This is a genomic window from Serratia sp. 22264, from assembly GCF_052045345.1.
In the GTDB taxonomy this organism is placed as follows: domain Bacteria; phylum Pseudomonadota; class Gammaproteobacteria; order Enterobacterales; family Enterobacteriaceae; genus Serratia; species Serratia plymuthica.
The window spans coordinates 23,608-49,286 of sequence record NZ_JBQEOY010000003.1 but is presented as its reverse complement, the minus strand read 5'-3'; the positions used below and the strand labels follow the sequence as shown (position 1 = coordinate 49,286).

Here is a 25,679-nt window from a genome sequence, read left to right as displayed (position 1 = left end):
CGTTGACTGGGTGATTGAATCCGGGAGCGCGGTACGCCGCGCCCGAGGGTACGTCAGTGGATCAGATCAACTGCCGCGGTAGGTCGAGTACGAATAAGGGCTGATTAACAGCGGTAAATGGTAATGCTGCGTCGCATCGCCGACGACAAAATCGATAATCGCCGTGGCATACAGCGTATCGCGCCGGCCTGCGGCAAAATAACCGCCTAGATCGGCATACAGGCGGTAATGTCCGGCGGTCAGGCCATCCGGCGTCAGGTAGCGCGCACGGCCGTCGGCATCGGTATGGCTTTCGGCCTGCATCCGCCACTGCCCGTCGTGCTCTCTCTCCAGCCACACCCGCACGTCTGCCGCAGGTTTACCGAGAGAAGTGTCCAGAATATGGGTGCTGATATTACTCATCGCTCAGTAACTCCTTAAAACGCAGCATCACGATTTCGCGCAGCTGTTCGGCGGTTTCCCGCTGCTCCTGCTCCGCATTGTTGTCCAACCGACGTTCCAGCTCACGCAATATAGTATGGCCATCGCGGCCGGCGGCGCGGATCAAAAACACCTGACCAAATCGCGCTTCATAACGCCGATTGCCTGCCAGCAGCGCCTCGGTCAGTGCGGCGTCCTCCGTATTGACCGCCGCCTGCTCTCTCTGGGAAAACTGCGCCTCACGGCCTGCCCCGTTGGCGCGCTCACCAATGCGTGGATGCTGTGCCAACGCCCGATTGACGTCCTCCTCCTGCCAGCGCTGTGACGCCTGCCGGGCAAGCTCCAGTGCAGCATCAATGCCGGCGAATGGCCGGGCGGCAATTACCGCACCGATCCAGGAAGGAATATCCACGCAGGGGCGCAGCAACCGCTCAGCTTCCAGCGGCGACAGCCGGTTAAACGCTTGCAAATCCATCAGGCTTCCTCCCAACTGCCAACCGTCTGGCAGTAGGCCTGAATCGCCAACGCCACATCGGCTTGAGTGACGGCCTCAGCCGGATGATGGCTGATACCGCGATCGCAGCGCACAAACAGCATACCCACCGGCCAGCAGGCCGCCACGGCTATCGCATCGTGCCCGGCGCCGCTCGGCAGCGCCATACTGCGGCCTTGTACCTGCATCACGCCGTCCTGCCAACGCCGTTGCAAATTTGCATCACAGGCTGTTGCATTTATGCGGTAAAACTCTTCGCTGGCAAAACTCAGCCCCCGACGCGCACAGATCGCCTCAGCCTGTGCCAGCAGTTGCACCAGCAACGCCGCCAACGGACCATCATCCGGGCCGCGCACGTCGAGAGACAGTTTTACCTCGCCGGGGATGACGTTGACCGCTCCCGGCAGGCTTTCGATTCTGCCGACGGTGGCCACCAGATGCGGATCGCTGGCCGTGGTGATCGTCTCGACGGCCACCATCCATTCTGCCGCCGCCGCCAGCGCGTCTTTGCGTTGCCCCATCGGCACGGTGCCCGCATGGCCCGCCTCGCCGGTAAAGGTGCAGTTGAGCCGGCGAGCGCCGTTGATTGCCGTCACCACCCCCAGCGCCAAATCGGCCGCCTCCAGGCATGGCCCCTGTTCAATATGCAGCTCCAGATAACCGCAGATATCCCGTTGCGCACGCTTAGCCTCACCCACCGCAGCAGGATCCAACCCAAACTCGCGCAGCGCCTGCGCCATGCTGATCCCCTCGGCATCGGTCCGTTCCAGCCACTCGGCAGGCCACTGCCCGGTGATACCCCGGCTGCCCAACAGGGCAACGCTAAAGCGGGTGCCTTCTTCATCGGCGAAGCCAATCACCTCCACCGCCACCGGCAAACGCCGCTGCTGCCGGTGCAGATGCGCCACCACTTCCAGTGCGGTCAGTACGCCAAGCATGCCGTCGTAGCGGCCGGCATTGCGCACCGTATCCAGATGCGAACCGAGCAGCAACGCCGGTGCGCCTGGTGTTTGGCCTTCGTAACGGCCGCAGATATTGCCGACGCTGTCCTGATGCACAGTCATGCCAAGGGTACGCATCCAGTCGCCCACCAGTTGGTTGGCGCGCCGATGTTCCGGCGACAGATAGACCCGCGTCAGCTGGCCCGGCGTGGCGCTGATCGCCGCCAGCGCATCGCAGCGCGCCATGACGCGAGCCGCCGCCTGTTCCGCCTCCTGGGCGGTTAACAGCGCCGCCATCAGCGGATCCCGGCGTCGTAGGTATTCCAGGCCGCCTGCAAGGCTTCGCCCTGCGTGCTGGCGAAGCCCAGCCGGTTCAGCACCGCCTCCAGCGCGGTCAGGGTCTGCAACACGCAGTCTTTGCGTGCGTTGTAACCCATGGTGCCGATACGCCAGATCTTGCCCTGTAGCGGGCCGAACGAGGTGCCGATCTCGATGGCGAAATCATTCAGCATCATCTGACGCACCTGCTCGCCGTGAACCTGTTGCGGGATCACCACGCCCAGCACGTTGTTCATGCGGTTATCGAGATCGCCGAACACCTCCAGCCCCATGCCCTGAATGCCGGCCAGCATCGCCGCGCCGTTCAGTTTGTGGCGGGCGATGGTATTTTCCAGCCCTTCTTCCAGGATCACCCGGGCGCATTCGCGCGCGGCGAACAGCATGCTGGTGGCTTCGGTATGGTGGTTCAGCCGCTCCGGGCCCCAGTAATCCATGATCATGCCGAGATCGAAATAGTTGGAGTAGATCATCTCGTCGTCGCCGTCGGCATGGTCAACCGTGCGAATGCCCTGCTCCACGCATTTACGGCGGCGGACGATCTCTTCAAACTGCGGGCTGAGGGTGACGGGCGAACTGCCGGACGGGCCGCCCAGGCATTTCTGCAGGCCGGCGGATACCGCGTCCAGCCCCCAGGCGTCGGTTTCCAGCGGGTTGCCGGCGAAGGAGGCGGTGGCGTCGGTGTAGAACAGCACGCCGTGGCGGCGGCAGATGTCACCCAATTCTTCCAGCGGCTGCAACAGGGTGGTGGACGTATCGCCCTGCACCGTCAACAGCAAGCGCGGGCGCACCTTCTTGATCGCGTCTTCAATCTGATCGGCGCTGAACACCTCGCCCCATGGCACCTCGATGGTGTGCACCTCGGCACGGCAGCGGCGGGCAATTTCGCACAACAGATGGCCGAAACGGCCAAACACCGGCACCAACACCTTGTCGCCGGGGCGAATCGAGGAGATCAGCATGGCCTCAATACCGGAACGCGAGGTGCCGTCCACCAGCATGGTCCAGCGGTTTTCGGTACGGAACAGCGCGCGGTACAGCTCCATCACCTGATTCATGTAGCCGGTCATCGCCGGATCGTACTGGCCGATCAGCTGGCTCGACATGGCGCGCAACACGCGCGGATCGGCATTGATCGGCCCCGGCCCCATCAACAGGCGAGCCGGCGGATTAATCTGATCGAACTGGGTGATATCTAGCATGTTCATTCCTTACCCACTTAATAAGTTATTATTCCACTCACCCCGGTCAGGCCTCTGTCAGCCCACGGACCGAAGCGATAAACTGTTTTAATTCCTGCGTTTGCGGATTAGCGAACAGCGTGCGGCTGTCGCCCTGCTCCCAAACCTTGCCCTGGTGCATAAACACCACCCGATCACCGACCTCGCGAGCAAAGTTCATTTCATGGGTCACCAGAATCAGCGTCATGCCCTCTTTGGCCAGTTGCTCCAGCACCTTCAGCACCTCGCCCACCAGTTCAGGATCCAGCGCCGAGGTAATTTCATCGCACAGCAGCACCTTAGGGTTCATCGCCAGCGCCCGGGCAATCGCCACGCGCTGCTGCTGTCCACCGGAAAGATTGGCCGGTGAATAGTGCATTCGCTCGCCCAGTCCGACCTTGTTCAACATCTCCTCCGCCAGTTCGCGGCATTCGGCGGGGCTTTTTTTCAGCACCCGGCGCGGCGCCAACATCACGTTCTCTAACGCAGTCATGTGCGGGAACAAATTAAAGTTCTGAAATACCATGCCGATGGAGCGGCTGATTTCACGCGCCTGCGAATCGCGGTCGGTAATGGTCATGCCGCCCAATTTGATGCTGCCTTCCTGATACCCTTCCAGCCCATTGATACAGCGCAACAGCGTGCTCTTGCCTGAACCGCTGCGGCCGATAATCGATATCACCTGGCCCATGTCGATATCCAGATCCACGCCCTTCAGCACATGGTTCTGGCCGTAATATTTCTGAACCTGATTAATTGTGATGAGCGGCATGGAATTTTTTCTCCAGATAATGGCTGTAACGCGACAGCGGGTAACACATCAGGAAATAGCCCAGCGCGACCAGGCCAAACACTTTAAACGGCTGATAAGTGACGTTGTTCAGCATGGTGCCGGCCTTGGTCAGCTCGATAAAGCCGATGATCGAGGCCAACGCGGTGCCCTTGATCACCTGCACCGAAAACCCGACGGTGGGTGCGATGGCGATACGTACCGCCTGCGGCACAATCACCCGCCCCAGAGTCTGGCCAAAACTCAGCCCCAGGCAACGCGACGCTTCCCACTGCCCTTTCGGCAGGGCAGCGATGCTGCCGGACCAGATATCCACCAGAAAAGCGCTGGTGAACAGTGTCAGCGCCAGCGCGGCGGCAGCCCAGGGGCTGACGTCGATGCCGAACAGCGCCAGGCCGAAGAACGCCAGGAACAGCTGCATTAGCAGCGGCGTGCCCTGAAACAGCTCGGAATAGAAGCGGACAAAACGCATCGCCCACTTGCGCTTGCTCAGGCGCAGCAATAACAGCGGCAGCGTCACCAAAGTACCGCCGAAGAACGCCGTCAGCGACAGCAGCAACGTCCAGCGCGCCGCCAGCAGCAGATTGCGCACAATGTCCCAGTCGGTAAAAGTCAGCATCAGCCCTGGCTCCCCAAAAAGCGCCGTCCGGCGGCCAGCAACAGCTGGCGCATCAATACCGATAACAGCAGATAAAACAGTGTCGTCACCAGATACACCTCAAAACTGAGGAAAGTGCGCGACTGGATCAGGTTGGCGGCGAAGGTCAATTCTTCGAACGACACCTGCGACACCACCGATGATCCCAACATGACGATAATGCACTGGCTGACCAGCGCCGGATAAATTCGCTGTAACGACGGCGGCAGCACAATGCGCAGAAACGTCTGGCTGCGGCTGAACCCCAGCACTCGCCCGGCTTCCCACTGGCCTTTCGGCGTCACCTGAATGCCGGCGCGAATGATTTCGGTGCTGTAGGCGCCCAGGTTGATCACCATCGCCAACAGCGCCGCCTGCCCGGCGGTCAGTTTCCAGCCCAGGCTAGGCAGGCCGAACACGATGAAGAACAGCTGCACCACAAACGGCGTATTGCGCACTACCTCGACGTAAATGCCCCAAATATGGCTAAGCAGGTTAGCCTTGCCGCTGCGGATCGCCGCGCCGCAAATCCCCAGCGCGACGCCCATCAAAGTGGCCAACGCCGTCAGCTCGATGGTGGTCAGCAGACCGGCCAGCAGTTCGGGCATATAGGGCCACAGAGCGGGAAAATTCAGCTGATAGGTCATCAGGCGCTCCCGTTATGCACCAAGGTTGGCAGGCAGCGGCGCTTTCAGCCATTTTTCCGACAGGCCGTTCAGGGTGTTGTCCTTCAGTGCCTGTTCAATCAGCTCATCCACTTTCGCTTTCAACGCCGGTTCACCCAGGCGCAGGCCAACGAAGCACGGCGAGTCTTTCAGCATAAACTTGGCGACCGGCGCTTTGGTCGGGTTCTGCCGCGCGATGGCGCTCACCACCAGATTGCCGGTGGCGATGTACTGCACCTGGCCGGACAGGTAGGCCGACAGCGTGGTGTTGTTATCCTCATAGCGCTTGATCTGCGCGCCCTTCGGCGCGGTATCGCTCAGCACCATGTCTTCGACCGCGCCGCGCGTCACGCCGACGGTTTTGCCGTCCAGCTGTGCGGCATCGCCCAGCACCGCCTCTTTCGGCCCGAAGACCCCGAGGAAGAACGGCGCATAGGCGCGGCTAAACGCAATGGTCTTCTCGCGTTCCGGGTTTTTGCCCAGGCTGGAGATCACCAGATCGACCTTGTCGGTTTGCAGATAAGGTACCCGGTTGGCGCTGGTGACCGGCACCAACTGCAACTTAAGTTTCATCTTGTCGGCCAGATAATGCGCCATGTCGATGTCATAACCCTGCGGCTGCAGATCGGTGCCCACGGATCCAAACGGCGGGAAGTCCTGCGGCACAGCCACCCGCAGCACGCCGCGCTGCTGGATCTCCTGTAATTGATCCGCCATCGCAGAGGCGGCCTGCGCCATCAGCAAAACCACACCCAATGTCGCTACCCCGATTTTCTTGAAGTTCATAGATTATCCCCGATGGTGAAGTGATGAAACAAAAGATTCTTTGATTATCACTTTGCAACTAATGTGCCAATTAGCCGCGCGGGGAACGTTCTGCTTTATTGCCCGTAAGTTAAGGCATAAGGAGGGGATTTCCCCTGCCGCTGCAGCGGCGGAGGAAAGGCATAAAGTGGGGAAAAATGCGCACCATCAAAGTGCAAAAGCACCAAAATAGCGCTGAGATCAGCGCTGTTCCAGCTCGTCCAAATCGTTATACAGGTCGGCGATCTGATGAATGCGCTGCCGCCCTTGCGCCAACGTCTCGTGCAGCAAAGCGTTGCTGAGCAGGTTAGCCAGGCTCATGGCGGCGGAGTAGCTGTCAAAGGCGGAAACGCTGTCAAGCGGCGCCGCCAGATGCCAGCTCGCCAGCGGGATCAGCGCCTGCGCCTGCGGTTCGCACACCAGCAGCGTCGGCACCTGCTGGACCTGCAATTGCGTTAGCAACGCCCGCAACTGGCGCGGTCGGCGGCGAAATGCCACCACCACCGCCACATCCTGCGTACTCAGATCGACCAGTTCTTCGGCCAACGTCTGCCCAGGCTGTGGCACCAACAACACATTTTCGCGCACCTGCATCAGTTGCTGGCGCAGGTGCATCGCCACCGGATAGCTGTTGCGAAACCCCATCAGCACCACCCGCCGCGCCTGGACCAGCGCGGCGATCACCGCGTTGAACTGGTTTGCATCAATATGGTTCACCCAGTGCGTGAGATTGGCCATTTCCTGCTTGTAGTGGCGCGCCAGCAGGGTGTTGCCCTGCACCGCATCGCGGTTATCGGTCAACGGCATGCCGCTCTGGCGCAAGGTGCGCAGTTCGTCGCGCATTTCGCGGTAGCTTTGGTAACCCAGCCGTTTGAACAAACGGCTGACGGTAGCCTTGGAAACACCGCTCAGGCGTGCCAGCTCGGCGCTGTTGTAGCTGATCAGGTCATCGAAGTGATCGAAGATAAAATCGGCCACCCGCTGTTCCTGCGGCGTCAACTGCGGGTATTCACTGCGCAGGCGTTCATCAATCTGCTTCATCGCCACTCCTGCTGTAACGTTCGTTTCAGCGGAACATAACACGGCCAATCCACCCGCTGGCAAGCAATTATTGTCCCCCGGAAAAATATGGAACGCCTCTTGCTTGTATTGAATCAGATGCTGACCTCAAAAAAGGGCCAAGAAATGATTAACAGCAACACCGCGCCATTGGGCATGGCGGTCACGCCGCATCACCTCGCCAGCGAAAGCGCGCTGGCGGTCCTGCGCGAAGGCGGCAACGCCATTGAGGCGATGGTCGCCGCGGCCGCCACTATCGCGGTGGTTTACCCGCACATGAACGGCCTGGGCGGCGACGGTTTCTGGCTGATTGTTCCGCCGCAGGGCGATCCGGTCGCGATTGACGCCAGCGGTGCCGCCGGTTCCCTGGCTACGCTGGATTTCTACGCCGGTGAAAGTCATATTCCGCACCGTGGGCCGAAGGCGGCGCTAACCGTGGCCGGCACCGTCGGCGGATGGCAAGCCGCGCTGGATTACTCCGCCGAATTGGGCAATGAGCCGTTACCGCTGCCGCGCCTGTTGGCCGATGCCATTCGCTATGCGGCGGACGGCATTCCAGTTACCGCCTCGCAGGAAGCCGCCACCCGCAGCAAATATCATGAATTGGCGGAGCTGGAACATTTTGCCCGCACTTACCTGCCGCACGGGGAAATCCCTCACGCCGGCCAACGTTTCTGCCAACCGCAACTGGCAGATACCCTGATCGCGCTGACCGAAGACGGGTTGGACAGCTTCTATCGCGGCCCACTGGCGCACAGCATGGCAGAGGATATGGCCCGACTGGGCATGCCACTCACCGCGCAGGATCTGGCGGATTACCGACCCCGCCGCCGCACGCCGCTGCGGCTGGAGCATCAGAAAGGCGAAGTTTTCAATCTGACGCCGCCCACTCAGGGCCTGGTGTCGCTGGCTATCCTCGGGCTGACCGATCGGCTGCCGCTCGCCGGCCAAAGCGAAGGCGCCGTGGTGCACGGCATTGTGGAGGCCACCAAGCTGGCTTTCGGCCTGCGCGATCAATTCATCACCGATCCTCGCCATATGACGCAGGATCCGCAGGCGCTGCTGGAAGCCGAGCATTTGGATGCGTTGGCCAAACGCATCGATCCCCACCAGGCTGCCGCCTGGGGGAAAGGCAAAGGCCCGGGCGACACCGTTTGGATGGGGGTGATGGACAGCAGCGGTCTGGCGGTGTCCTTTATTCAGAGCATTTATCACGAATTCGGCAGCGGCGTCGTTCTGCCGCACAGCGGCGTGCTGTGGCAAAACCGCGGCGCGTCATTCAGCCTGGATGCCGCCCACCTGTTGGCGCTGGCGCCAGGCAAACAGCCGTTCCACACCCTTAACCCAGCCGCCGCACGCCTGTATGACGGGCGTACCCTGGTCTATGGATCTATGGGCGGTGACGGCCAGCCGCAAACCCAGGCCGCGGTATTTGTCCGCCACGTGGTGCAAGGGTTGCCGCTGCAACAGGCCATCAGCGCACCGCGCTGGCTGCTCGGCCGCACCTGGGGCGAAAGCTCGGACTCCCTGAAGCTGGAGGGCCGTTTCAGCGCAGAAACCGTGGAGTATCTGCGCCGGCGCGGCCATGAGGTGGAGTTGCTGCCCGATTTCAGCGAAGCGGTCGGCCATGCCGGCGCCATCGTTCGTCATACCAACGGCATGCTGGAAGGCGCTTTTGACCCGCGCAGCAACGGCAGCGCCGCCGGCTTTTAGACACCATGTTAAAGGGGAATATCTATGAACAACCTGCCTGCCACCGACTGGGCGGCCTATATCAGCCAGATGGAGGCGATATTGGCTCTGGAAATGGATGACGCGCGCCGCCAGGAGCTGCTGACCCAGTTCAACCGCATCGCCGCGATGGCGGAACCGCTGATGGCCTTCCCGCTCGATCAACGCCTGGAGATTGCCGGGGTGTATCGCGCATGAATCCGTTAAGCGCACTATCGATCGCCGAGATCCGCGCCGCCCTTAAACAGGGGGCGATTTCCGCGCGCGAAATCGCTCAGCAAACGCTGGAGAATATCGACACGTTCAACCCTTCACTGAACGCCTATACCCACATCACCCGCGAGCGGATGCTGAGTGAAGCCGATCACCTCGATCGCATCCGCGCCAAGGGGCAAACGTTGCCAAGCTTGGCTGCCATCCCCTACGCGGTGAAAAACCTGTTCGACGTCACCGGCGAAACCACTCTGGCCGGTGCCAGCCTGTTCAGCGACCGTGCGCCCGCCAAACAAGACGCCTGGGCAGTGGGCAAACTGGCGGCACAAGGAGCGCTGCTTTCCGGCATGCTGAACATGGATGCCTACGCCTACGGCTTTACCACCGAAAATAGCCACTACGGCGCAACCCGCAACCCGCACGACACCACGCGCATTGCCGGCGGATCTTCCGGCGGCTCGGCGGCCGCGGTCGCCGCCGGGCTGGTGACCTTCTCGCTCGGCAGCGACACCAACGGCTCGATCCGCGTGCCCTCGTCGCTGTGCGGCATTTACGGGCTGAAACCGACCTTCGGCCGCCTGTCGCGCGGCGGCAGCCAACCCTTTGTCGCCAGCCTGGATCATGTGGGGCCTTTCGCCCGCCGGGTGCGGGATCTGGCGGCGGTGTACGACGTGATGCAGGGCACCGATATCGAAGACCGCTTTCAGGCGGAAAAACCGATCACCCAAACCGAATCGCTGCTGCCACGCGGCCAGCAGGGGCTGCGTTGTGCGGTGCTCGCAGGCTATTTCCAGCAGTGGTGCAATGACGACGCCAAAGCCGCCGTGCAACAGGTCGCGATGGCGCTGGAGGCCTGTGCCGAGGTTGAGTTGCCGCAGGCTGAACTGGCGCGTTCGGCGGCGTTTATTATCAGTGCCGCCGAGGGGGGCAATCACTATCTGCCGCAGTTGCGCAGCCAGCCGGAACGCTTTGAGCCGCTGTCGCGTGAGCGACTGTTGGCAGGCGCCATGCTGCCCGCAGCCTGGTATGTACAGGCGCAACGCTTCCGCGCCCATTTCCAACAGCAAGTGCTGCCGCTGTTTGAACACTGGGATATTCTCATCGCCCCGGCAACGCCGTGCAGCGCTACCAGCCTTGGTCAGGAAACGATGCGCATCAACGGCACCGATCTGCCGATCCGCGCCAGCATGGGCATGTTGACGCAGCCGATTTCGTTCCTCGGCCTGCCGGTGGTGACGGTGCCGCTGAAAACCGCCTCGGGGTTGCCCATCGGCCTGCAACTTATCGCCCCGCCATGGCGTGAAGATCTGGCGCTGCGTGCCGCCTATGCGCTTGAGCAACGCGGCGTGGCGAACTGTTCCTTACCGGTAAAACAGGGTTAACGAATGAAAAGTGAATATATCGACCGGCCGGCGGTGCTAGCTGAAGTGAACGCCGCGTTTTATCGCTATGAACAGGCGCTGATCGGCAATGACATTGACGTATTGGATGAGCTGTTCTGGCACGACGGGCGTACCGTTCGCTACGGCGCGACGGAAAACCTGTACGGCATCGATCAGATCCGCGATTTCCGGCGGCAACGGCCGTCGCAAGGGTTGGATCGCCTCCTGGAGAACACCGTCATTACCACCTACGGTGATGATATGGCGGTTGCCAGCACTGAGTTTCGCCGCCCGGGCAGCGAACGCGTCGGCCGCCAGATGCAAACCTGGGTCAAGCTGGCCTGCGGCTGGCGCATCGTGGCCGCGCATGTGAGTGTGATGGCAGAATAAGTCACCGTGCGTAAAAATTGGACAGCCTGACGCCATGAGCCGCTAAAGATATGGCACCTGAATTCAGGACATGGCCTATCGATTTCGGCAATAGCGGTTATCTTGTTCTGTATCGGTTTAACGGCGTAACCGCCGTTATTTTGGCTATTCGCCACCAAAGCGAAACCGGGTATTGATGCCGCGACTCAACACCAATAAGCCATAAAGTTAACGGTAGAGCGGTCCAGATCGCGCTCGCCGATCAGGTAACGACGCAGCGCCTTCACCGCAGAAGACTCCGCCGCCACCCAGGCATAGAAACCCTTCGCGCCCTCTGCGCGCTCCCAAAGCAGTTCGCCGCCCAGGCTGTTTTCCGCCAACGACTGCGCTTGCGCGCGCGCCGATTCAGGAATGGTCACCCGCTGGCGCACCGATTCCACCAGCAGCGTGCCGTGCATCTGCTGATGCCCGACGTCACGCGGCAACCAATACACCTCAGCGAACGGGAAGCGGTCCATATTCAGGCAATCGCTCGCCAGCGGCACCTCAAAGAACGCCTGCACCTGCGGTGGGTTGGCCTGCTGCGCGAGTTGTTCCAGAATGCCCATCGCCGCCGGCACCGCCGTTTCATCGGCAATCAACAACGCCTGCCGCAGATGCGCCGGCGGCGCCCATTCGTAGCCGCCGCTGTCGCCGTCAAAATCCGCATTGGGGGCCACCGCCTGAAGGGTATCCCCCGGCTTGGCATGGGTCGCCCAGGCGGAGGCCGGGCCGTTCACGCCATGCAGCACAAACTCGACGTCCATCTGATTGTGTTCAGTGCGCAGCGCTCGCAGCGTGTAGGTACGCATAATCGGGCGCTGCTCTTTCGGGATCGCCATATAATGGCGATACCAGTCATCGCTGTTTTCCAGCCGTGGGATCTGGCCATCGTCGGCCGGGAACAGCAGTTTGATGCGCTGATCCGGCGCCTCCAGCTTCATGCGGTGGACATCCGGGCCTTCGAAAACGCAGCGCAGCAAGGAAGGCGATACGTTTTCTTTTACTTTCAGTGTGATATCAAAAATTCGGTAACTCGATGCGCCGGACATATCTGTTACTCTCCCGCAGAATGTAGCTGAATACGCTGCCGGCACCATAGCCAGCCGCTGATACCGCCCAGCAGGACGGCCATCATCAGAGCCGCTGCAATCAGCTGTGACTCGCCATAAAATCTTGCCACCACCGGCACCATCAACGCGCTCAGACCGTAGCCCAGCGTATGGCTGGTAGCGATAGCCCCGGCGCCTTTGCCGGTGGATAATTTATCGTTCAGCATCAACTGATAGCCTGGCGTCGCCATCGCCGCACCGAAGGAAGCCAGCGCGCAACCGAGATAGAACAGCGCCAGCGGTTGGGCGCACATCAACCCTAATCCCGCCACCATCAATACCGCCGCAATCAACAGCAATTGCGGCGCGCTAAAGCGCTGCGGACGCACCACCAGGAACTGCGCCAGCAGCGTACAGGCCGCCGCTACGCTGAGCAACACGGCAACATGGTGGCTGACGGTCGTGGCAGAGTGGTTGAACAAACGGGTCAGATGCGGCGCCAGGCCGAGCTGCATCAGGCTGACCGATGCCGCCAGCAACAGCGCGCAAAGCAGATAAGGCACCATGGTGAGACGCAGGCGATTTTGCTGCTGCGCCACCGGCGGCAAGGGCGGATCGTTATGCTGGCGGCACACCACCAGCAAGGCGATTAATGGTGCAATGGCCATCAGCCACAGCGGTGCCATCGGATGAAGGGACAACGCCAACGCGGCGCACAGCGGACCCAGCAACCGCCCGCAGCTTAGCCCGGAGCTGATGGTCGCCAGCGCCGACATGCGCTGTTCGTAGCCGGCACGCTGCAATGCCCAGGTTTGGCTGGCGGGCACCATGCCGGACACCGTCAGCCCATAGATAACGCGCGCCACGATCAGGCCGCCCAACCCCGCCATCGGTGAAAGCCAGCCGGCCGCCAGCCCCCAAACGGCCAATGCCAGTAAAGCAAAACTGAACAAATAACCGGCAAGCGCCATCGTCACGACAAACTTGCAGCCGCGAACTTCAGACTGTCGCCCCCACCAGGGAGAACCGACCAGAAACAGCATAGAGCCGAGCGTCAATAGCCCGGCCCAGACGGAAAGTGACAAGTGGGTCATACTGACCAACACCGGTAACGCCACCAACAGGCCGTTTTGCCCGATGCCCAACAGACCGGCGCACAGCGCCAACGGCCAGTTTGAAGGAGACGTATTCCCAGGTGCGAGAGATTTAGCGGAAGGTGAAATACTCATCAAAAGTAAGGTTACCGTTAATGAAATTATATGGTTATGAAAAAATCATTGAAAAATTGTATCATAGGACGATTGATAACAATAAATATTATTGATATAAGAATCATTCTCAATTGATTCTCAGCGAAAATCGGATCATGACTCTCCAGTTTGAAACCGCGGCGACCGACGTGGCTGCCCAATGTTTTCTCAACGCACTGATGCGTGAAACCCAGGACTGGCAAATCGTTCCAGCCGCCAGCCACCAACAGTATCCGCAGCTCAACATTCCGCTTTCATCTACCCAAGCTATTCGCATTGCCTTACGCCATACCTCGCCCACACAACATCATCAGTATCTTTTCCCTGCCCATCTGCATCAGCAGGACGATGGTGCTGGCGTGGCGCTGAGCATGGAGCAACTGGTCACCCTGCTGCTGGAGAAACCGGCGATAAAAGGTGAGCTGCCCGATGAAGCAGTGGCGCGTTTCCGCCAGCGAGTGCTGGAAAGTCATGATAATACCCGCCAGGCCATTGATGTCCGGCTGGACTGGCCTTCACTGCGCGACAAGCCGCTGAACTTTGCCCAGGCGGAGCAGGGTCTGCTGGTCGGCCACGCCTTCCACCCGGCGCCGAAATCCCATGAACCCTTCGATGAGCAGCAGGCGCGCCGCTACCTGCCGGACTTTGCCGCCAGCTTCCCGCTGCGCTGGTTTGCCGTCGATAAGCGCCACCTGTGCGGGGACAGCCTGAACCTGACGCTGCAACAACGCCTGCAACGTTTTGCCGCCGAAAGCGCGCCGCAGCTGTTGGCGCACTTTACCGATGACGTGTGGCTGCTGCCGATGCATCCGTGGCAGGCCGACCATCTGCTGACGCAGACATGGTGCCAGGATCTCGCCGCGCAGGGATTGCTGAGCGATCTGGGCGAAGCCGGCGAACGCTGGCTGCCAACCAGTTCCTCACGCTCGCTGTACAGCGCGGGCAACCGCGACATGATCAAATTCTCCCTCAGCGTGCGCCTGACCAATTCGGTGCGCACCCTGTCGGTTAAAGAAGTAAAACGCGGTATCCGCCTGGCCCGGCTGGCGCAAACGCCGCGCTGGCAAGAGCTGCAAGCGCGCTATCCGACCTTCCGCGTGATGCAGGAAGACGGCTGGGCCGGCCTGCGATCGGCGGACGGCGCAGTCCAGGAAGAAAGCCTGATGGCGCTGCGCGATAACCTGCTGTTCGACCAACCGCATAGCCAAACCAACGTGCTGGTAACGCTGACGCAGGCGGCGCCGGATGGCGGTGACAGCCTGCTGGCCGCCGCAGTGCGCCGTCTGGCCGCCCGCCTGAATCTGCCGCTGCAACAAGCCGCCCATGCCTGGCTGGACGCCTACTGCCAACAGGTGTTGTTGCCGCTGTTCAGCACGGAAGCCGATTACGGGCTGGTGCTGCTGGCCCACCAACAAAACATTCTGGTGGAGATGCAGCAGGATCTGCCGATCGGCATGCTGTACCGCGACTGCCAGGGCAGCGGCTTTACCCGCGATGCCGCGCCGTGGCTGGAAGAGATTGGCGAAGCCGATGCGGAAAACCGCTTCAGCGAACAGCAATTGCTGCGCTACTTCCCTTACTACCTGCTGGTGAACTCCAGCCTGGCGGTGACCGCCGCGCTGGCTGCCGCCGGTTTCGACACGGAAGAAAGCCTGATGGCCCGGGTACGCGACGCGCTGAGCGGCCTGCGCGCCACGGCCAAAAACACCCTGTGTCTGGACTACGTACTCGACAGCAGCCACTGGAACTGCAAAGGCAACTTCTTCTGTTACCTGCACGACCACAACGAAAATACCATCGTCGATCCGGCGGTGATCTACTTTGATTTCGTCAATCCACTGCGCCAGGGAGCCGCCCAATGATGCCGCAAGCCAAACTGATGCATGCCGGCAGCGGCTTTCGCTGTGAACGGCTGGAAAAGGAGCTGCAACTCGGGCTGGGCCTGGACGGCAGCGCAGTGCTGCACTATCCCGGTTCCCTGCCGCAAGGCTGGCTGGTGCAGGCGCTGGACCAATTGCTGATAGCCGCACCGCAGTTGAGCGGCATCACGCTGCCCTATGCGCAATGGCGCGAAGAGCCGCAGGCGCAGGCGCTGTTCGCGCTCGCAAGCGGCGACTATCTAGCACGCGAGACGTTTTATCAGTTGCCGCTGTGGCTGGGCGCGGACCGCAACTCTGCCTCCGCTCAGATGCTGTATGACGCCGAACGCAGCCTGTGGTACCCGCAACGCCCGATGCGGCCCAATGGCGAGGTCTATCGCCGTTACGATCCGCAGCTTAAACAGACCCTGAGTTTCCGGCTGCCGGAAGTAGAACGCGATGCAGGGCAATTCACTCGTTGGATGAATTCGCCGCGCGTCGATGCATTCTGGGAAATGAGCGGCCCGCTCGAGACACAGGCCGCCTACCTGCAACGCCAGCTGGATTCCAGCTACTGCTATCCGTTGCTGGGGTGTTTCGACGATCGCCCGTTCGGTTATTTCGAAGTCTATTGGGCGCCTGAAGACCGCATTGGCCGCCACTACCGCTGGCAACCGTTCGACCGCGGGCTGCACATGCTGGTCGGCGAGGAAGATCGCCGTGGCGCGCACTATATCCGCAGCTGGTTGCGCGGCCTGACCCATTACCTGTATCTGGACGAACCGCGCACCACGCGGGTAGTCGCCGAGCCGCGCGCCGACAATCAGCGCCTGTTCCGCCACCTGCCGACCGCCGGTTACCACACCGTAAAAGAGTTCGATTTCCCGCACAAGCGTTCGCGTCTGATCATGAATCAGCGCGATGAATTCTTCCGGGGGATCGGCTTATGACCACCGCAGATTACGCCAACTGGCAACGGGTCAACCGCCAGATGATCGCCAAGATCCTGGCCGAGCTGGAATACGAACGCACGCTATGCGCCGAACAGCATGACGGCCAATGGCGCATCGCACTGGGCGACGCCAGTTATACCTTCAGCGCCGAACGCGGCATCTGGGGCTGGTTACACATCGACGCCGCCAGCCTGGCCTGCGATCGCCAGCCGTTGGCGGCCGACCAAACGCTGCGCCAGCTGGCGCAGGTGCTGAAAATGGACGATGCGCAGATCGCCGAACATCTGGAAGATCTGTACGCTACGCTGCGCGGTGATATGCAATTGCTGTCCGCCCGCCACGGCATGAGCGCGCAGGATCTGATTGCGCTCGACGCCGACTCGCTGCAATGCCTGCTGGCCGGCCACCCCAAGTTTATCTTCAACAAAGGCCGTCGCGGCTGGGGTCTGACCGCGTTGCAGCAGTATGCGCCCGAATATCAGGGCCAGTTCCGGCTGCACTGGGTCGCGGCCAAACGGGGCAGCTTTGTCTGGTGTGCCGACGATAACTACCCGCTGGAAAACCTGCTCGGCAGCGCCATGACAGGCGATGAACGCCAGCGCTTTGACCGCCGCTGGCGTGAGCTGGAGCTGAACGATGACTGGATCCCGGTGCCGTTACACCCATGGCAGTGGCAGCAAAAGATCGCTTTGCACTTCCTGCCGCAACTGGCCGAAGGGGAACTGGTTGAGCTGGGCGAGTTTGGCGACAGCTATCTGGCGCAGCAATCATTGCGCACCCTGACCAATGTCAGCCGCCGTTCTGCGTTCGACATCAAGCTGCCGCTGACCATTTACAACACCTCGTGTTACCGCGGCATTCCGGGCAAGTACATCAGCGCCGGGCCGGCAGCCTCCCGCTGGCTGCAGCAGGTGTTTGCCGAAGACAGTACGCTGCGCGCCAGCGGTGCCGAGATCCTCGGCGAGCCGGCCGCAGGCTATATGACGCACCAAACCTACGCTGCTCTGGCCAAGGCGCCCTATCGCTATCAGGAAATGCTGGGAGTGATTTGGCGCGAGAACCCTTCGTGCTATCTGCGGGACGGCGAGCAGGCCATTCTGATGGCGACGCTGATGGAAACCGATAACCGCGGCCAGCCGCTGATCGGTGCCTACATCGCCCGGTCCGGCTTGAGCGCCGAGGCCTGGCTGCAACAGATGTTCAGTGTGGTGGTGCTGCCGATGTACCACCTGATGTGCCGTTACGGCGTAGCCCTGATCGCCCACGGCCAAAACATCACGCTGGTGATGAAGGACCATGTGCCGCAACGGGTGCTGCTGAAAGACTTCCAGGGCGATATGCGCCTGGTGGATCGGGACTTCCCGGAAGCGGCCTCGCTGCCAAAGGTGGTGAAGGACGTTACCGTGCGCCTGTCCGCCGACTATCTGATCCATGATTTGCAAACCGGGCATTTCGTCACCGTGCTGCGTTTTATCTCGCCGTTGATGCAGGCCTGCGGGGTCAGTGAATCCCGTTTCTATCAACTGCTGGCGCAGGTGCTGGAGCGCTACATGGCGCAGCACCCGGACATGGCAGAACGCTTCGCCCTCTTTGATTTATTCAAACCACAAATTATTCGCGTGGTGCTCAACCCGGTGAAACTCACCTATTCGGAGCAGGATGGCGGCAGCCGCATGTTGCCAAACTATCTGCAAGATCTGGATAACCCTCTTTATTTGGTCACCAAGGAGTTTGCCCAATGAATCAGCCTCTGGATTTCATCGGCATCGGCATCGGCCCCTTCAACCTCAGCATCGCCGCACTCGGCAGTGAAGTCGCCGGCTTTAACGGCAAATTCCTGGAGCGCAAACCGCACTTTTCCTGGCACCCCGGCATGATGGTACCGGACTGCCATATGCAGACCAGCTTCCTGAAAGATTTGGTCAGCGCGGTGTCGCCCACCAATCCGTACAGCTTTCTTAACTACCTGGTGAAAAGGAAGAAATTCTACCGTTTCCTGACCACCGAGCTGCGTACGGTGTCGCGCGAAGAGTTCGCCGATTATCTCGACTGGGCCGCCAACGGGCTGAGTTCGCTCGAGTTTAGCCAGGATATTCAGAGCGTGGATTTTGACGATCGGCAGCGCCAGTTTGTCGTCACCACCCAGCGCGCTACCTACCGAGCGCGCCATGTCTGCCTGGGCATCGGCAAACGCATCAAACTGCCGGACTGCGTTACCGAGCAAAACGACCGCTGCTTCCACGCCAGCGAGATGACCTTGCGCAACCCGGATTTGACCGGCAAACGCGTCACCATCGTCGGCGGCGGCCAGAGCGGCGCCGATCTGTTCCTGAACATTTTCCGCGCCGAGTGGGGCCAACCGGCGCAACTGAACTGGATCTCGCGCCGCAATAACTACAATGCGCTGGATGAAGCGGCGTTCGCCAACGAGTACTTCACGCCGGACTACGTCGACAGCTTTTATGGCCTGAACGACAGCGCCAAGCAACGCATGTTGACCGAGCAGAAAATGACCTCCGACGGCATCACCAGCGATTCGCTGCTGGCCATCTACCGCGCGATGTATCACCAGTTTGAAGTGCTGCGTGAAAAACCCTGGGCACGCCTGCTGCCAAGCCGTTCGCTGGCGGCGATCCACGCTCAGGGTAACGGCTATCAGTTGGTGACCCATCACCACCTCGATCAGGGCAAAGAAACTTTCGATACCGATGTGGTGATCTTCGCCACCGGTTATCAGCAGGATCGTCCGGCGTTCCTCGCCCCGCTGGCGGAGCGTCTGCTGACCACGGCCGATGACCAATACCGCGTTGCGCCCGACTTCACCCTCGAGTGGCAGGGCCCGCAGGAAAACTGCCTGTTTGCCGTCAACGCCGGCATGCACAGCCACGGTATCGCCGAACCCCAGCTCAGCCTGATGGCCTGGCGGTCGGCACGTATTCTCAACCGGGCTTTAGGACGCGACCAGTTCGATTTAACGTCCACCCCGGCTGTGATCCAATGGCGCAGTCAGCAACCGGCCACCCCGGCCCGCGCTGAACACGTCATGCTCAATTACACCGAGTTTTAATGACACACCAACATGGGAACACTGGAAAAATAACGATGAAACGCAAACACCTTTGGGTATTGAACCCGTGCCTGCTGGCGATGCTTGCGCCGGCGGCCTGGGCAGAAGAACAAAAAAGCGAAGATCAAATGGTGGTATCCGCCAGCCGCTCGCACCGTAGCGTGGCAGAGATGGCGCAAACCACCTGGGTGATTGAAAGCCAGGAAATTGAGCAGCAGGTCCAGGGCGGCAAGGAGATCAAAGATATCCTGGCGCAACTGATCCCGGGCATGGATGTCAGCAGCCAGGGCCGTACCAACTACGGCATGAACATGCGTGGCCGTTCGATGATGGTGATGATCGACGGTGTGCGTTTGAACTCTTCGCGCAGCGACAGCCGCCAGTTGGATTCCATCGATCCGTTCAACATCGAGCACATTGAGGTGATTTCCGGCGCCACCTCGCTGTATGGCGGCGGCAGCACCGGCGGCCTGATCAACATCATCACCAAGAAAGGGCAAAAAGAGAAACAGGTTGAGCTGCAGGTAGGCGGAAAAACCGGTTTCGGCGGCCATAACGATCACGACGAGAATGTGTCGGCGGCGGTCAGCGGCGGCAACGATAACGCTTCGGGCCGCCTGTCGGTCTCCTATCAGCGTTACGGCGGTTGGTACGACGGCAAAGGCAATGAGGTGTTGATTGATAACACCCAAACCGGGCTGCAATATTCCGATCGTATCGACGTGATGGGCACCGGCACCATTAACATTGACGATCACCAGCAGTTGCAGGTGACCACGCAGTATTTCAACAGCGAGTCGGACGGCAAGCACGGTCTGTATCTGGGGAAAGATTTCTCGGCCGTGACCGGTGCGGGCCAGGCCTCCAACGGCAGCAACCTCAATTCGGATCGTATTCCGGGAACCGAACGCCACCTGATTAACCTACAATACTCCAACACCGATTTCTGGGGCCAGGATCTGGTGGCGCAGGTCTATTATCGCGACGAATCGTTGACCTTCTACCCGTTCCCGACGCTGACCAGCGGCAAAGTCACCAGCATCGGTGCCTCACAGCAGAAGACCGATTTTTACGGCGGCAAACTGACGCTGAACAGCAAGCCGATTGACGCCCTGACGCTGACTTACGGCGTCGACGCCGAACATGAAAGCTTCAACGCCAACCAGCAATTCTTCAATCTGGCCAAGGCGCAGCAATCCGGCGGTATGACGCTGGAAAATGCCTATAACGTCGGCCGCTATCCTGGTTATACCACCACCAACCTGGCGCCGTTCCTGCAGGCCAGCTACGACATCGATCCGATGTTCACCCTCAGCGGCGGCGTACGTTATCAGTACACCGAGAACAAGGTGGACGACTTTGTCGGCTATGCGCAGCAACAAGGGATCGCCAACGGTCTGGCGAACTCCGCCGATGCGGTGCCGGGCGGCAAAACCGACTACAACAACGCCTTGTTCAACGCCGGTTTACTGGCACACCTGACCGAACGTCAGCAAGCATGGATCAACTTCTCGCAAGGCTTTGAGATCCCGGATCTGGCGAAGTACTACGGTTCGGGCACTTATAAGCTGGTCAACGGGCACTATCAGTTGCAGAAAAGCGTCAACGTTAACGACTCCAAGCTGGAAGGCATCAAGGTCAACGCCTACGAGTTGGGTTGGCGCTACACCGGCGATAACCTGCGTACCCAGGTCGCTGCCTATTATTCGCTGTCGGATAAAACCATCTCGATCAACAGAACCGACATGACCATTAACCTGGATTCGGATAAACGCCGGATTTACGGGGTGGAAGGTGCGGTGGATTACTTCTTCGATAACAGCGAATGGAGCACCGGCACCACCTTTAACCTGATCAAATCGGAAACCAAAACCGACGGCAAGTGGGAGAAACTGACCGTCGACACCGCCAGCCCGTCGAAAGCCACCGCCTACGTCAATTGGGCTCCAGGCGACTGGAATCTTCGCATGCAGTCGCAGCAGACGTTCGACGTTTCGGACGCCGACGGGAATAAAATCAACGGTTACAACACCCTCGATTTCCTCGGCAGCTACGCGTTGCCGGTGGGGAAAGTCAGCTTCAGCGTGGAAAACCTGCTGGACAAGAATTACACCACCGTCTGGGGCCAGCGTGCGCCGATCCTTTACAGCCCAACCTACGGCTCGCCAGAGCTGTACAGCTATAAAGGCCGTGGCCGCACCTTTGGTCTGAACTACTCAGTGCTGTTCTGATCCTGCTCAGGGCGCCTCTACGGCGCCCACATCAATCGACCCGTGCCGGCACGGGTTATTTTTTGAAAGGGTGCTGCGCCACCCAATGTTCGGCGATATCCTGCCGCCGGCATACCCAGACCCGATCGTGCTGTTCGACATAATCCAGGAACCGCTGCAACGCGCGGAACTTGCCCGGACGCCCCAGTAAGCGGCAGTGCATGCCGATCGACAGCATCTTCGGCGACGCTTCCCCTTCGGCATACAACACGTCAAAGCTGTCTTTCAGGTAGGTATAGAACTGCTCGCCGGTATTAAAACCCTGCGGCGAAGCAAAACGCATGTCGTTGGCCTCAAGCGTATAAGGCACGATCAGATGCGGTTTTTTCTCGCCATTGGCGCACTGCACTTCGGTCCAGAACGGCAAATCGTCGCCATAATAGTCGCTGTCGTACAGCAAACCGCCCTGTTCCACCACCAGCCTGCGGGTATTCGGGCTGTCGCGGCCGGTATACCAGCCGAGCGGCGCCTTGCCGAACAGATCGCTCAGTACCGAGATCGCCCGCTGCATATGCTGCCGTTCGGTCGCTTCGTCCATATTCTGATAGTGGATCCAGCGCCAGCCGTGGCTGACCACATCATAATTGGCGTTTTTTATCGCCTCGACCACCAGCGGATTGCGCGCCAGCGCCATCGCCACGCCAAACACCGTCAACGGCAGACCGCGGCGTTGGAATTCATTATGGATACGCCAGAACCCGGCGCGCGACCCGTACTCGTACAGCGACTCCATCGACATATGCCGTTCGGGGTAGCTGGCCGCGCCAATGATATCGGACAGGAACTGTTCGGACCCGGCATCGCCATGCAATACGTTGTTTTCCGCGCCCTCTTCGTAGTTGAGTACAAACTGGACTGCGATACGCGCCTGCCCCGGCCAGCGAGCATGCGGCGGCCGGCCGCCATAGCCCATCAAATCACGGGGATACTCTTTATTGAAGTCATACTCTTTCATCGCTGCTTCTCTCTGCCGATTACCCGTTAAAACAGCCAAACATGCCGGACAAGGGTTTGACCAGCGGGAAATCCAGATCGCCGTGCTTGCTGGTGCTCAGGCCCAGCGCATGCAGCGACTCGATCATTTTCACCGCAGCGCTGACGCCGTCGATCACCGGGATCCCCAGCTCCTGCGTCAGTTCACGAGCCAAATCGGCCATGCCGCCACAGCCGAGCACTATCGCCCCACTGCCGTCGTGTTGCTTTGCTTTAATGCACTGTTCGCGTACTTTCTGCTGAGCCAGACCGCTGCCATCTTCCAGCGTCAACACCGGCAGATCGATAGCATGCAGCGCGGCGCAATGGCGCTCAAACCCATATTGATGCAGTAAGTGGCGTGCAATGATCAGCGTGCGCGGCAGCGTGGTGACGATAGAAAAACGCGTCGCCACCAGCGTCGCCATATGCATGGCCGCTTCGGCGATGCCAACCACCGGCCGGCTTGCCAACTCACGCGCCGCCAACAGGCCCGGATCGCCAAAACAGGCGATGATATGGCCATTGACGCCGGCTTCGCGGCCGAGTTTGACCTGCTGCAAAACACCGATCGCGGCAATCGCTTCGTCGAAATGCCCCTCTATCGACGGTGCTCCCTCTTGCGGACAAACCGCCAGGATCTTGGTGCCCGGCGCAGCCACCGCGCGGGCGGCACCGGCAATGGTCGCCGTCATGGCCCGGCTGGTGTTCGGGTTGATAACCTGGATTACGCAATCGGCGGTCATAAAGGCTCCTGCAAACCGGTTTTGGCAAAAATACGGGCAAAATCAGGGGTTTCATCTCCCCCCTGACTAAACCTCAGGTTCGCCACAATATCGTCAAAATGGCGGGCCATGTGATCCACCAGCGCCGTGCAGTCCTTGCGGCGCAGCAGCGTCAGCAGATCGCTGTGATCGTGACAGCGGCAACCCTGCTGCCAGGGTGCACCGTAAACGGCAATCACCAGTGATGAGCGCAACGTGAGCTGCGAGACCATTTCTGTCAGTACGTTATTGCCGGCAATCGCCTGTAATTGAACGTGAAAGGCGGCAGACAGACGAATGGCCGCCGCGCCGTCCTGATCGCGGTGCGCCTGCTGTTCCTGCGCCACGATGCCTTCCATCGCCAGCAGATGTTCTTCGCGACAGGCGGCAACCACCGGCGGCAAATTGGCGCACTCCAGCATTTTGCGCGTCTGGAAAACGTTCACCGCCTCATCCTGTCCCGGCGTTGTCACCTGTGCACCACGCTTGGGCAGGTGGGTAACCAGCTGCACTGCGGCAAGGCGCTGCAGCACCCGCCGGATCCCGGTGCGGCTGACGCCAAAGGTCTCCGCCAACGCCTCTTCCGGCAATTTGCTGCCGGGCAGCAGCCGGTGTTCGACAATCGCCTTCACCAGCTCGTTGTAAATATGATCGTCTTTATCTTCAGTGAAATAAGTGGCTTGTTGCCCGAGCCACGCGGCGTTGACGCCGATCGTCGTGCCGATCATTTTGCTGCTCCCTGTACCGTTAGAGAATCAAATCGTATACAATATTAAGATATTTTGTATACAAAAAAGAGCAATCTGGCCTGAATCCTGCAAAAGCCTTCTCAGCAATCTTTGCCAAAAAACAGATAACCACATCCGGGTGACGTTCTTGAGAGGAGCACGATTTATGCCAAACCCTAATGAAAATTACAGCCCAAAGCTGTGTAACGACGATCTGGCGCCAACGCGCGATCAGAACTGGAGCTGGTACAACATCTTTTCCTTCTGGATGTCGGATGTACACAGCATGGGCGGCTATGTGGTAGCCGCCAGCTTCTTCGCCCTCGGTCTGTCGAGCTGGCAGGTACTGATTTGCCTGCTGGTGGGGATCTGTATCGTGCAGTTTTGCGCCAACCTGGTCGCCAAACCCAGCCAGCTCGGCGGCGTGCCTTACGCCGTGCTGAGCCGCCAGGCGTTTGGCGTGTTCGGCGCCAATATCCCGGCGGTGATCCGCGGGATGATCGCCTTCGCCTGGTACGGTATACAAACCTATCTGGCTTCCAATGCGCTGATGCTGACGTTGCTGAAATTCTTCCCGTCGCTGGAGCCGATGACCCAGCCGCATTTCCTCGGGCTGTCGCAGCTTGGCTGGTGTTGTTACATCACCATGTGGGTGTTGCAGGCGATGGTGTTCTGGCATGGCATGACGGCGATCAAGCGTTTTATCGATATCGCCGGGCCGGCGGTTTACGTGGTGATGTTCGCGTTGGCCGGCTGGATTGTATACCGCGTCGGTTTCTCCAACCTTTCCCTCACGCTGGCGAGCAAAAACCTGAGCGCCGGTGAGCAGGGCTGGCTGATGCTGACCGCCACTGCGCTGGTGGTGTCTTACTTCTCCGGCCCGTTGCTGAATTTCGGCGACTTTACCCGCTACGGCAAAAGCTTTGCCGAAGTGCAGCGCGGCAACCGCTGGGGCCTGCCGTTCAACTACCTGCTGTTCTCGCTGGTCACCGTGGTGATCGTTTCCGGTACCCTGCCGCTGTTCGGTCAGTTGATCACCGATCCGATCGAAACCGTCACCCGTCTCGACAGCGATATCGCCGTGGCCCTTGGCCTGCTGACCATGATTGTCGCCACCATAGGCATCAATATCGTGGCCAACTTTGTGTCGCCGGCGTTTGATTTTTCCAACTGTTCGCCGCAGAAAATCAGCTTCCGCACCGGCGGGATGATCGCCGCCGTGGGCTCTTTCCTGCTGACACCGTGGAACCTGTTCCAGTCGCCCGAGCTGATCCACTACACGCTGGACGTGCTGGCGGCCTTTATCGGCCCGCTGTTCGGCATTCTGCTGGTGGATTTTTACATCATCAAACGCGGCGAACTGCACGTCGACGATTTGTACAACGCTACGCCGGGGGGACGTTACTGGTATAAGAACGGTTTCAACCCGAACGCTATCTGGGCGCTGGTGCCGTCGGTGATTATCGGGCTGGCGATCAGCTTTACGCCCAGCCTGCATGAGGTGGCGAACTTTAGCTGGTTTATCGGTGCCGCACTGGGTGGGGGATGCTATCGGATCATTGCCCGCCGCGAATGGGCAGCCAATCAGTCAGTGACCTTCGCTAAAAGGCAGTTGAGCAAAGATTAAAACAACGAAGCCCTGAGTTATTGCTAACTCAGGGCTTC

Annotated in this window: 24 protein-coding genes; 10 read left to right on the top strand and 14 right to left on the bottom strand. The window is 60.1% G+C overall.

The window, feature by feature from the left end; genetic code table 11:
- Positions 1–66: 66 nt before the first annotated feature.
- The 9 genes from uraH to ACTJJ1_RS13655 all read right to left on the bottom strand — a co-directional run bounded on the left by uraH (position 67) and on the right by ACTJJ1_RS13655 (position 7,347).
- On the bottom strand, positions 67–402 hold the full coding sequence (gene uraH / locus ACTJJ1_RS13695) for a hydroxyisourate hydrolase (RefSeq protein ID WP_004949031.1): 336 nt from the start codon (positions 400–402) through the stop codon (positions 67–69).
- Entirely contained in the window at positions 395–895 is a 501-nt protein-coding gene (gene uraD, locus ACTJJ1_RS13690) for a 2-oxo-4-hydroxy-4-carboxy-5-ureidoimidazoline decarboxylase (RefSeq protein WP_440834061.1), read from the bottom strand. Before uraD ends, uraH begins: the two co-directional genes overlap by 8 nt.
- Complete coding sequence (hpxK, locus tag ACTJJ1_RS13685) at positions 895–2,151, bottom strand: allantoate amidohydrolase (protein WP_062791670.1); 1,257 nt, start codon at positions 2,149–2,151, stop codon at positions 895–897. Before hpxK ends, uraD begins: the two co-directional genes overlap by 1 nt.
- Positions 2,151–3,392 (bottom strand): pyridoxal-phosphate-dependent aminotransferase family protein, encoded by a 1,242-nt coding sequence (locus ACTJJ1_RS13680; protein ID WP_440834059.1) that lies wholly within the window; start codon positions 3,390–3,392, stop codon positions 2,151–2,153. Before ACTJJ1_RS13680 ends, hpxK begins: the two co-directional genes overlap by 1 nt.
- Positions 3,393–3,438: 46 nt before the next feature.
- Positions 3,439–4,182, bottom strand: a complete 744-nt coding sequence (locus tag ACTJJ1_RS13675; RefSeq protein WP_004949026.1) for an amino acid ABC transporter ATP-binding protein — start codon at positions 4,180–4,182, stop codon at positions 3,439–3,441.
- Positions 4,163–4,819, bottom strand: coding sequence for an amino acid ABC transporter permease (locus ACTJJ1_RS13670; protein ID WP_004949024.1), 657 nt, complete (start codon positions 4,817–4,819; stop codon positions 4,163–4,165). Before ACTJJ1_RS13670 ends, ACTJJ1_RS13675 begins: the two co-directional genes overlap by 20 nt.
- A complete protein-coding gene (locus tag ACTJJ1_RS13665; protein ID WP_004949021.1) occupies positions 4,819–5,484 on the bottom strand; it encodes an amino acid ABC transporter permease in 666 nt (221 codons plus the stop codon). The genes ACTJJ1_RS13670 and ACTJJ1_RS13665 overlap by 1 nt, the downstream gene beginning before the upstream one ends.
- Positions 5,485–5,496: 12 nt before the next feature.
- Entirely contained in the window at positions 5,497–6,240 is a 744-nt protein-coding gene (locus ACTJJ1_RS13660) for a transporter substrate-binding domain-containing protein (protein ID WP_440834388.1), read from the bottom strand.
- Between the two features lie 267 nt (positions 6,241–6,507).
- The gene (locus ACTJJ1_RS13655; protein WP_006323781.1) at positions 6,508–7,347 is read right to left on the bottom strand and encodes a MurR/RpiR family transcriptional regulator; all 840 of its coding nucleotides are present in this window, start codon (positions 7,345–7,347) and stop codon (positions 6,508–6,510) included.
- A gap of 144 nt (positions 7,348–7,491) precedes the next feature.
- Between ACTJJ1_RS13655 and ACTJJ1_RS13650 the strand changes: the two genes are divergently transcribed.
- The 4 genes from ACTJJ1_RS13650 to hpxZ are packed head-to-tail and all read left to right on the top strand — an operon-like array spanning position 7,492 to position 11,081.
- On the top strand, positions 7,492–9,078 hold the full coding sequence (locus tag ACTJJ1_RS13650; protein ID WP_409442991.1) for a gamma-glutamyltransferase family protein: 1,587 nt from the start codon (positions 7,492–7,494) through the stop codon (positions 9,076–9,078).
- Positions 9,079–9,102: 24 nt separating this feature from the next.
- The gene (gene hpxX, locus ACTJJ1_RS13645) at positions 9,103–9,294 is read left to right on the top strand and encodes an oxalurate catabolism protein HpxX (RefSeq protein WP_006322394.1); all 192 of its coding nucleotides are present in this window, start codon (positions 9,103–9,105) and stop codon (positions 9,292–9,294) included.
- On the top strand, positions 9,291–10,691 hold the full coding sequence (locus tag ACTJJ1_RS13640) for an AtzE family amidohydrolase (protein ID WP_440834055.1): 1,401 nt from the start codon (positions 9,291–9,293) through the stop codon (positions 10,689–10,691). Before hpxX ends, ACTJJ1_RS13640 begins: the two co-directional genes overlap by 4 nt.
- Before the next feature lie 3 nt (positions 10,692–10,694).
- Complete coding sequence (gene hpxZ, locus ACTJJ1_RS13635; protein ID WP_004949013.1) at positions 10,695–11,081, top strand: oxalurate catabolism protein HpxZ; 387 nt, start codon at positions 10,695–10,697, stop codon at positions 11,079–11,081.
- A gap of 185 nt (positions 11,082–11,266) precedes the next feature.
- Here hpxZ and ACTJJ1_RS13630 read toward each other — a convergent pair whose 3' ends face one another.
- Both ACTJJ1_RS13630 and ACTJJ1_RS13625 read right to left on the bottom strand, forming a co-directional pair.
- A complete protein-coding gene (locus ACTJJ1_RS13630) occupies positions 11,267–12,151 on the bottom strand; it encodes a siderophore-interacting protein (protein WP_004949011.1) in 885 nt (294 codons plus the stop codon).
- A 5-nt stretch (positions 12,152–12,156) separates the two neighbouring features.
- Positions 12,157–13,380, bottom strand: coding sequence for an MFS transporter (locus tag ACTJJ1_RS13625; protein WP_202291472.1), 1,224 nt, complete (start codon positions 13,378–13,380; stop codon positions 12,157–12,159).
- Positions 13,381–13,517: 137 nt separating this feature from the next.
- Between ACTJJ1_RS13625 and ACTJJ1_RS13620 the strand changes: the two genes are divergently transcribed.
- From ACTJJ1_RS13620 to ACTJJ1_RS13600, 5 genes are read left to right on the top strand one after another with little or no spacing between them, the layout of a single operon-like run.
- A complete protein-coding gene (locus ACTJJ1_RS13620; RefSeq protein WP_004949005.1) occupies positions 13,518–15,263 on the top strand; it encodes an IucA/IucC family protein in 1,746 nt (581 codons plus the stop codon).
- Entirely contained in the window at positions 15,260–16,210 is a 951-nt protein-coding gene (locus tag ACTJJ1_RS13615; protein ID WP_440834052.1) for a GNAT family N-acetyltransferase, read from the top strand. The genes ACTJJ1_RS13620 and ACTJJ1_RS13615 overlap by 4 nt, the downstream gene beginning before the upstream one ends.
- Positions 16,207–17,955, top strand: coding sequence for an aerobactin synthase IucC (gene iucC / locus ACTJJ1_RS13610; protein WP_440834050.1), 1,749 nt, complete (start codon positions 16,207–16,209; stop codon positions 17,953–17,955). The genes ACTJJ1_RS13615 and iucC overlap by 4 nt, the downstream gene beginning before the upstream one ends.
- On the top strand, positions 17,952–19,280 hold the full coding sequence (locus ACTJJ1_RS13605) for a lysine N(6)-hydroxylase/L-ornithine N(5)-oxygenase family protein (RefSeq protein WP_004948999.1): 1,329 nt from the start codon (positions 17,952–17,954) through the stop codon (positions 19,278–19,280). The genes iucC and ACTJJ1_RS13605 overlap by 4 nt, the downstream gene beginning before the upstream one ends.
- Before the next feature lie 35 nt (positions 19,281–19,315).
- Positions 19,316–21,511 carry a TonB-dependent siderophore receptor gene (locus ACTJJ1_RS13600; protein ID WP_041416758.1) on the top strand — a complete coding sequence of 732 codons (2,196 nt, stop codon included), beginning with the start codon at positions 19,316–19,318 and terminating at the stop codon, positions 21,509–21,511.
- 55 nt (positions 21,512–21,566) lie between these two features.
- Here the strand turns inward: ACTJJ1_RS13600 and puuE are convergent, their stop codons facing one another.
- From puuE to ACTJJ1_RS13585, 3 genes are read right to left on the bottom strand one after another with little or no spacing between them, the layout of a single operon-like run.
- Positions 21,567–22,505: an allantoinase PuuE gene (puuE, locus tag ACTJJ1_RS13595; protein WP_006323769.1), complete on the bottom strand. Its 939-nt coding sequence runs from the start codon at positions 22,503–22,505 to the stop codon at positions 21,567–21,569.
- A 19-nt stretch (positions 22,506–22,524) separates the two neighbouring features.
- Entirely contained in the window at positions 22,525–23,268 is a 744-nt protein-coding gene (hpxA, locus tag ACTJJ1_RS13590; RefSeq protein ID WP_440834047.1) for an allantoin racemase, read from the bottom strand.
- Complete coding sequence (locus ACTJJ1_RS13585) at positions 23,265–24,014, bottom strand: GntR family transcriptional regulator (protein WP_004948991.1); 750 nt, start codon at positions 24,012–24,014, stop codon at positions 23,265–23,267. The genes hpxA and ACTJJ1_RS13585 overlap by 4 nt, the downstream gene beginning before the upstream one ends.
- A gap of 166 nt (positions 24,015–24,180) precedes the next feature.
- Between ACTJJ1_RS13585 and ACTJJ1_RS13580 the strand changes: the two genes are divergently transcribed.
- Entirely contained in the window at positions 24,181–25,641 is a 1,461-nt protein-coding gene (locus ACTJJ1_RS13580; RefSeq protein WP_004948989.1) for an NCS1 family nucleobase:cation symporter-1, read from the top strand.
- Positions 25,642–25,679 lie beyond the last annotated feature (38 nt).

Bases quoted from the DNA above. Each gene is read 5' to 3' on its own strand.
- uraH (WP_004949031.1), bottom strand. From the start codon at position 402: ATGAGTAATATCAGCACCCATATTCTGGACACTTCTCTCGGTAAACCT.
- uraD (WP_440834061.1), bottom strand. From the start codon at position 895: ATGGATTTGCAAGCGTTTAACCGGCTGTCGCCGCTGGAAGCTGAGCGG.
- hpxK (WP_062791670.1), bottom strand. From the start codon at position 2,151: ATGGCGGCGCTGTTAACCGCCCAGGAGGCGGAACAGGCGGCGGCTCGC.
- ACTJJ1_RS13680 (WP_440834059.1), bottom strand. From the start codon at position 3,392: ATGCTAGATATCACCCAGTTCGATCAGATTAATCCGCCGGCTCGCCTG.
- ACTJJ1_RS13675 (WP_004949026.1), bottom strand. From the start codon at position 4,182: ATGCCGCTCATCACAATTAATCAGGTTCAGAAATATTACGGCCAGAAC.
- ACTJJ1_RS13670 (WP_004949024.1), bottom strand. From the start codon at position 4,819: ATGCTGACTTTTACCGACTGGGACATTGTGCGCAATCTGCTGCTGGCG.
- ACTJJ1_RS13665 (WP_004949021.1), bottom strand. From the start codon at position 5,484: ATGACCTATCAGCTGAATTTTCCCGCTCTGTGGCCCTATATGCCCGAA.
- ACTJJ1_RS13660 (WP_440834388.1), bottom strand. From the start codon at position 6,240: ATGGCGCAGGCCGCCTCTGCGATGGCGGATCAATTACAGGAGATCCAG.
- ACTJJ1_RS13655 (WP_006323781.1), bottom strand. From the start codon at position 7,347: ATGAAGCAGATTGATGAACGCCTGCGCAGTGAATACCCGCAGTTGACG.
- ACTJJ1_RS13650 (WP_409442991.1), top strand. From the start codon at position 7,492: ATGATTAACAGCAACACCGCGCCATTGGGCATGGCGGTCACGCCGCAT.
- hpxX (WP_006322394.1), top strand. From the start codon at position 9,103: ATGAACAACCTGCCTGCCACCGACTGGGCGGCCTATATCAGCCAGATG.
- ACTJJ1_RS13640 (WP_440834055.1), top strand. From the start codon at position 9,291: ATGAATCCGTTAAGCGCACTATCGATCGCCGAGATCCGCGCCGCCCTT.
- hpxZ (WP_004949013.1), top strand. From the start codon at position 10,695: ATGAAAAGTGAATATATCGACCGGCCGGCGGTGCTAGCTGAAGTGAAC.
- ACTJJ1_RS13630 (WP_004949011.1), bottom strand. From the start codon at position 12,151: ATGTCCGGCGCATCGAGTTACCGAATTTTTGATATCACACTGAAAGTA.
- ACTJJ1_RS13625 (WP_202291472.1), bottom strand. From the start codon at position 13,380: ATGAGTATTTCACCTTCCGCTAAATCTCTCGCACCTGGGAATACGTCT.
- ACTJJ1_RS13620 (WP_004949005.1), top strand. From the start codon at position 13,518: ATGACTCTCCAGTTTGAAACCGCGGCGACCGACGTGGCTGCCCAATGT.
- ACTJJ1_RS13615 (WP_440834052.1), top strand. From the start codon at position 15,260: ATGATGCCGCAAGCCAAACTGATGCATGCCGGCAGCGGCTTTCGCTGT.
- iucC (WP_440834050.1), top strand. From the start codon at position 16,207: ATGACCACCGCAGATTACGCCAACTGGCAACGGGTCAACCGCCAGATG.
- ACTJJ1_RS13605 (WP_004948999.1), top strand. From the start codon at position 17,952: ATGAATCAGCCTCTGGATTTCATCGGCATCGGCATCGGCCCCTTCAAC.
- ACTJJ1_RS13600 (WP_041416758.1), top strand. From the start codon at position 19,316: ATGAAACGCAAACACCTTTGGGTATTGAACCCGTGCCTGCTGGCGATG.
- puuE (WP_006323769.1), bottom strand. From the start codon at position 22,505: ATGAAAGAGTATGACTTCAATAAAGAGTATCCCCGTGATTTGATGGGC.
- hpxA (WP_440834047.1), bottom strand. From the start codon at position 23,268: ATGACCGCCGATTGCGTAATCCAGGTTATCAACCCGAACACCAGCCGG.
- ACTJJ1_RS13585 (WP_004948991.1), bottom strand. From the start codon at position 24,014: ATGATCGGCACGACGATCGGCGTCAACGCCGCGTGGCTCGGGCAACAA.
- ACTJJ1_RS13580 (WP_004948989.1), top strand. From the start codon at position 24,181: ATGCCAAACCCTAATGAAAATTACAGCCCAAAGCTGTGTAACGACGAT.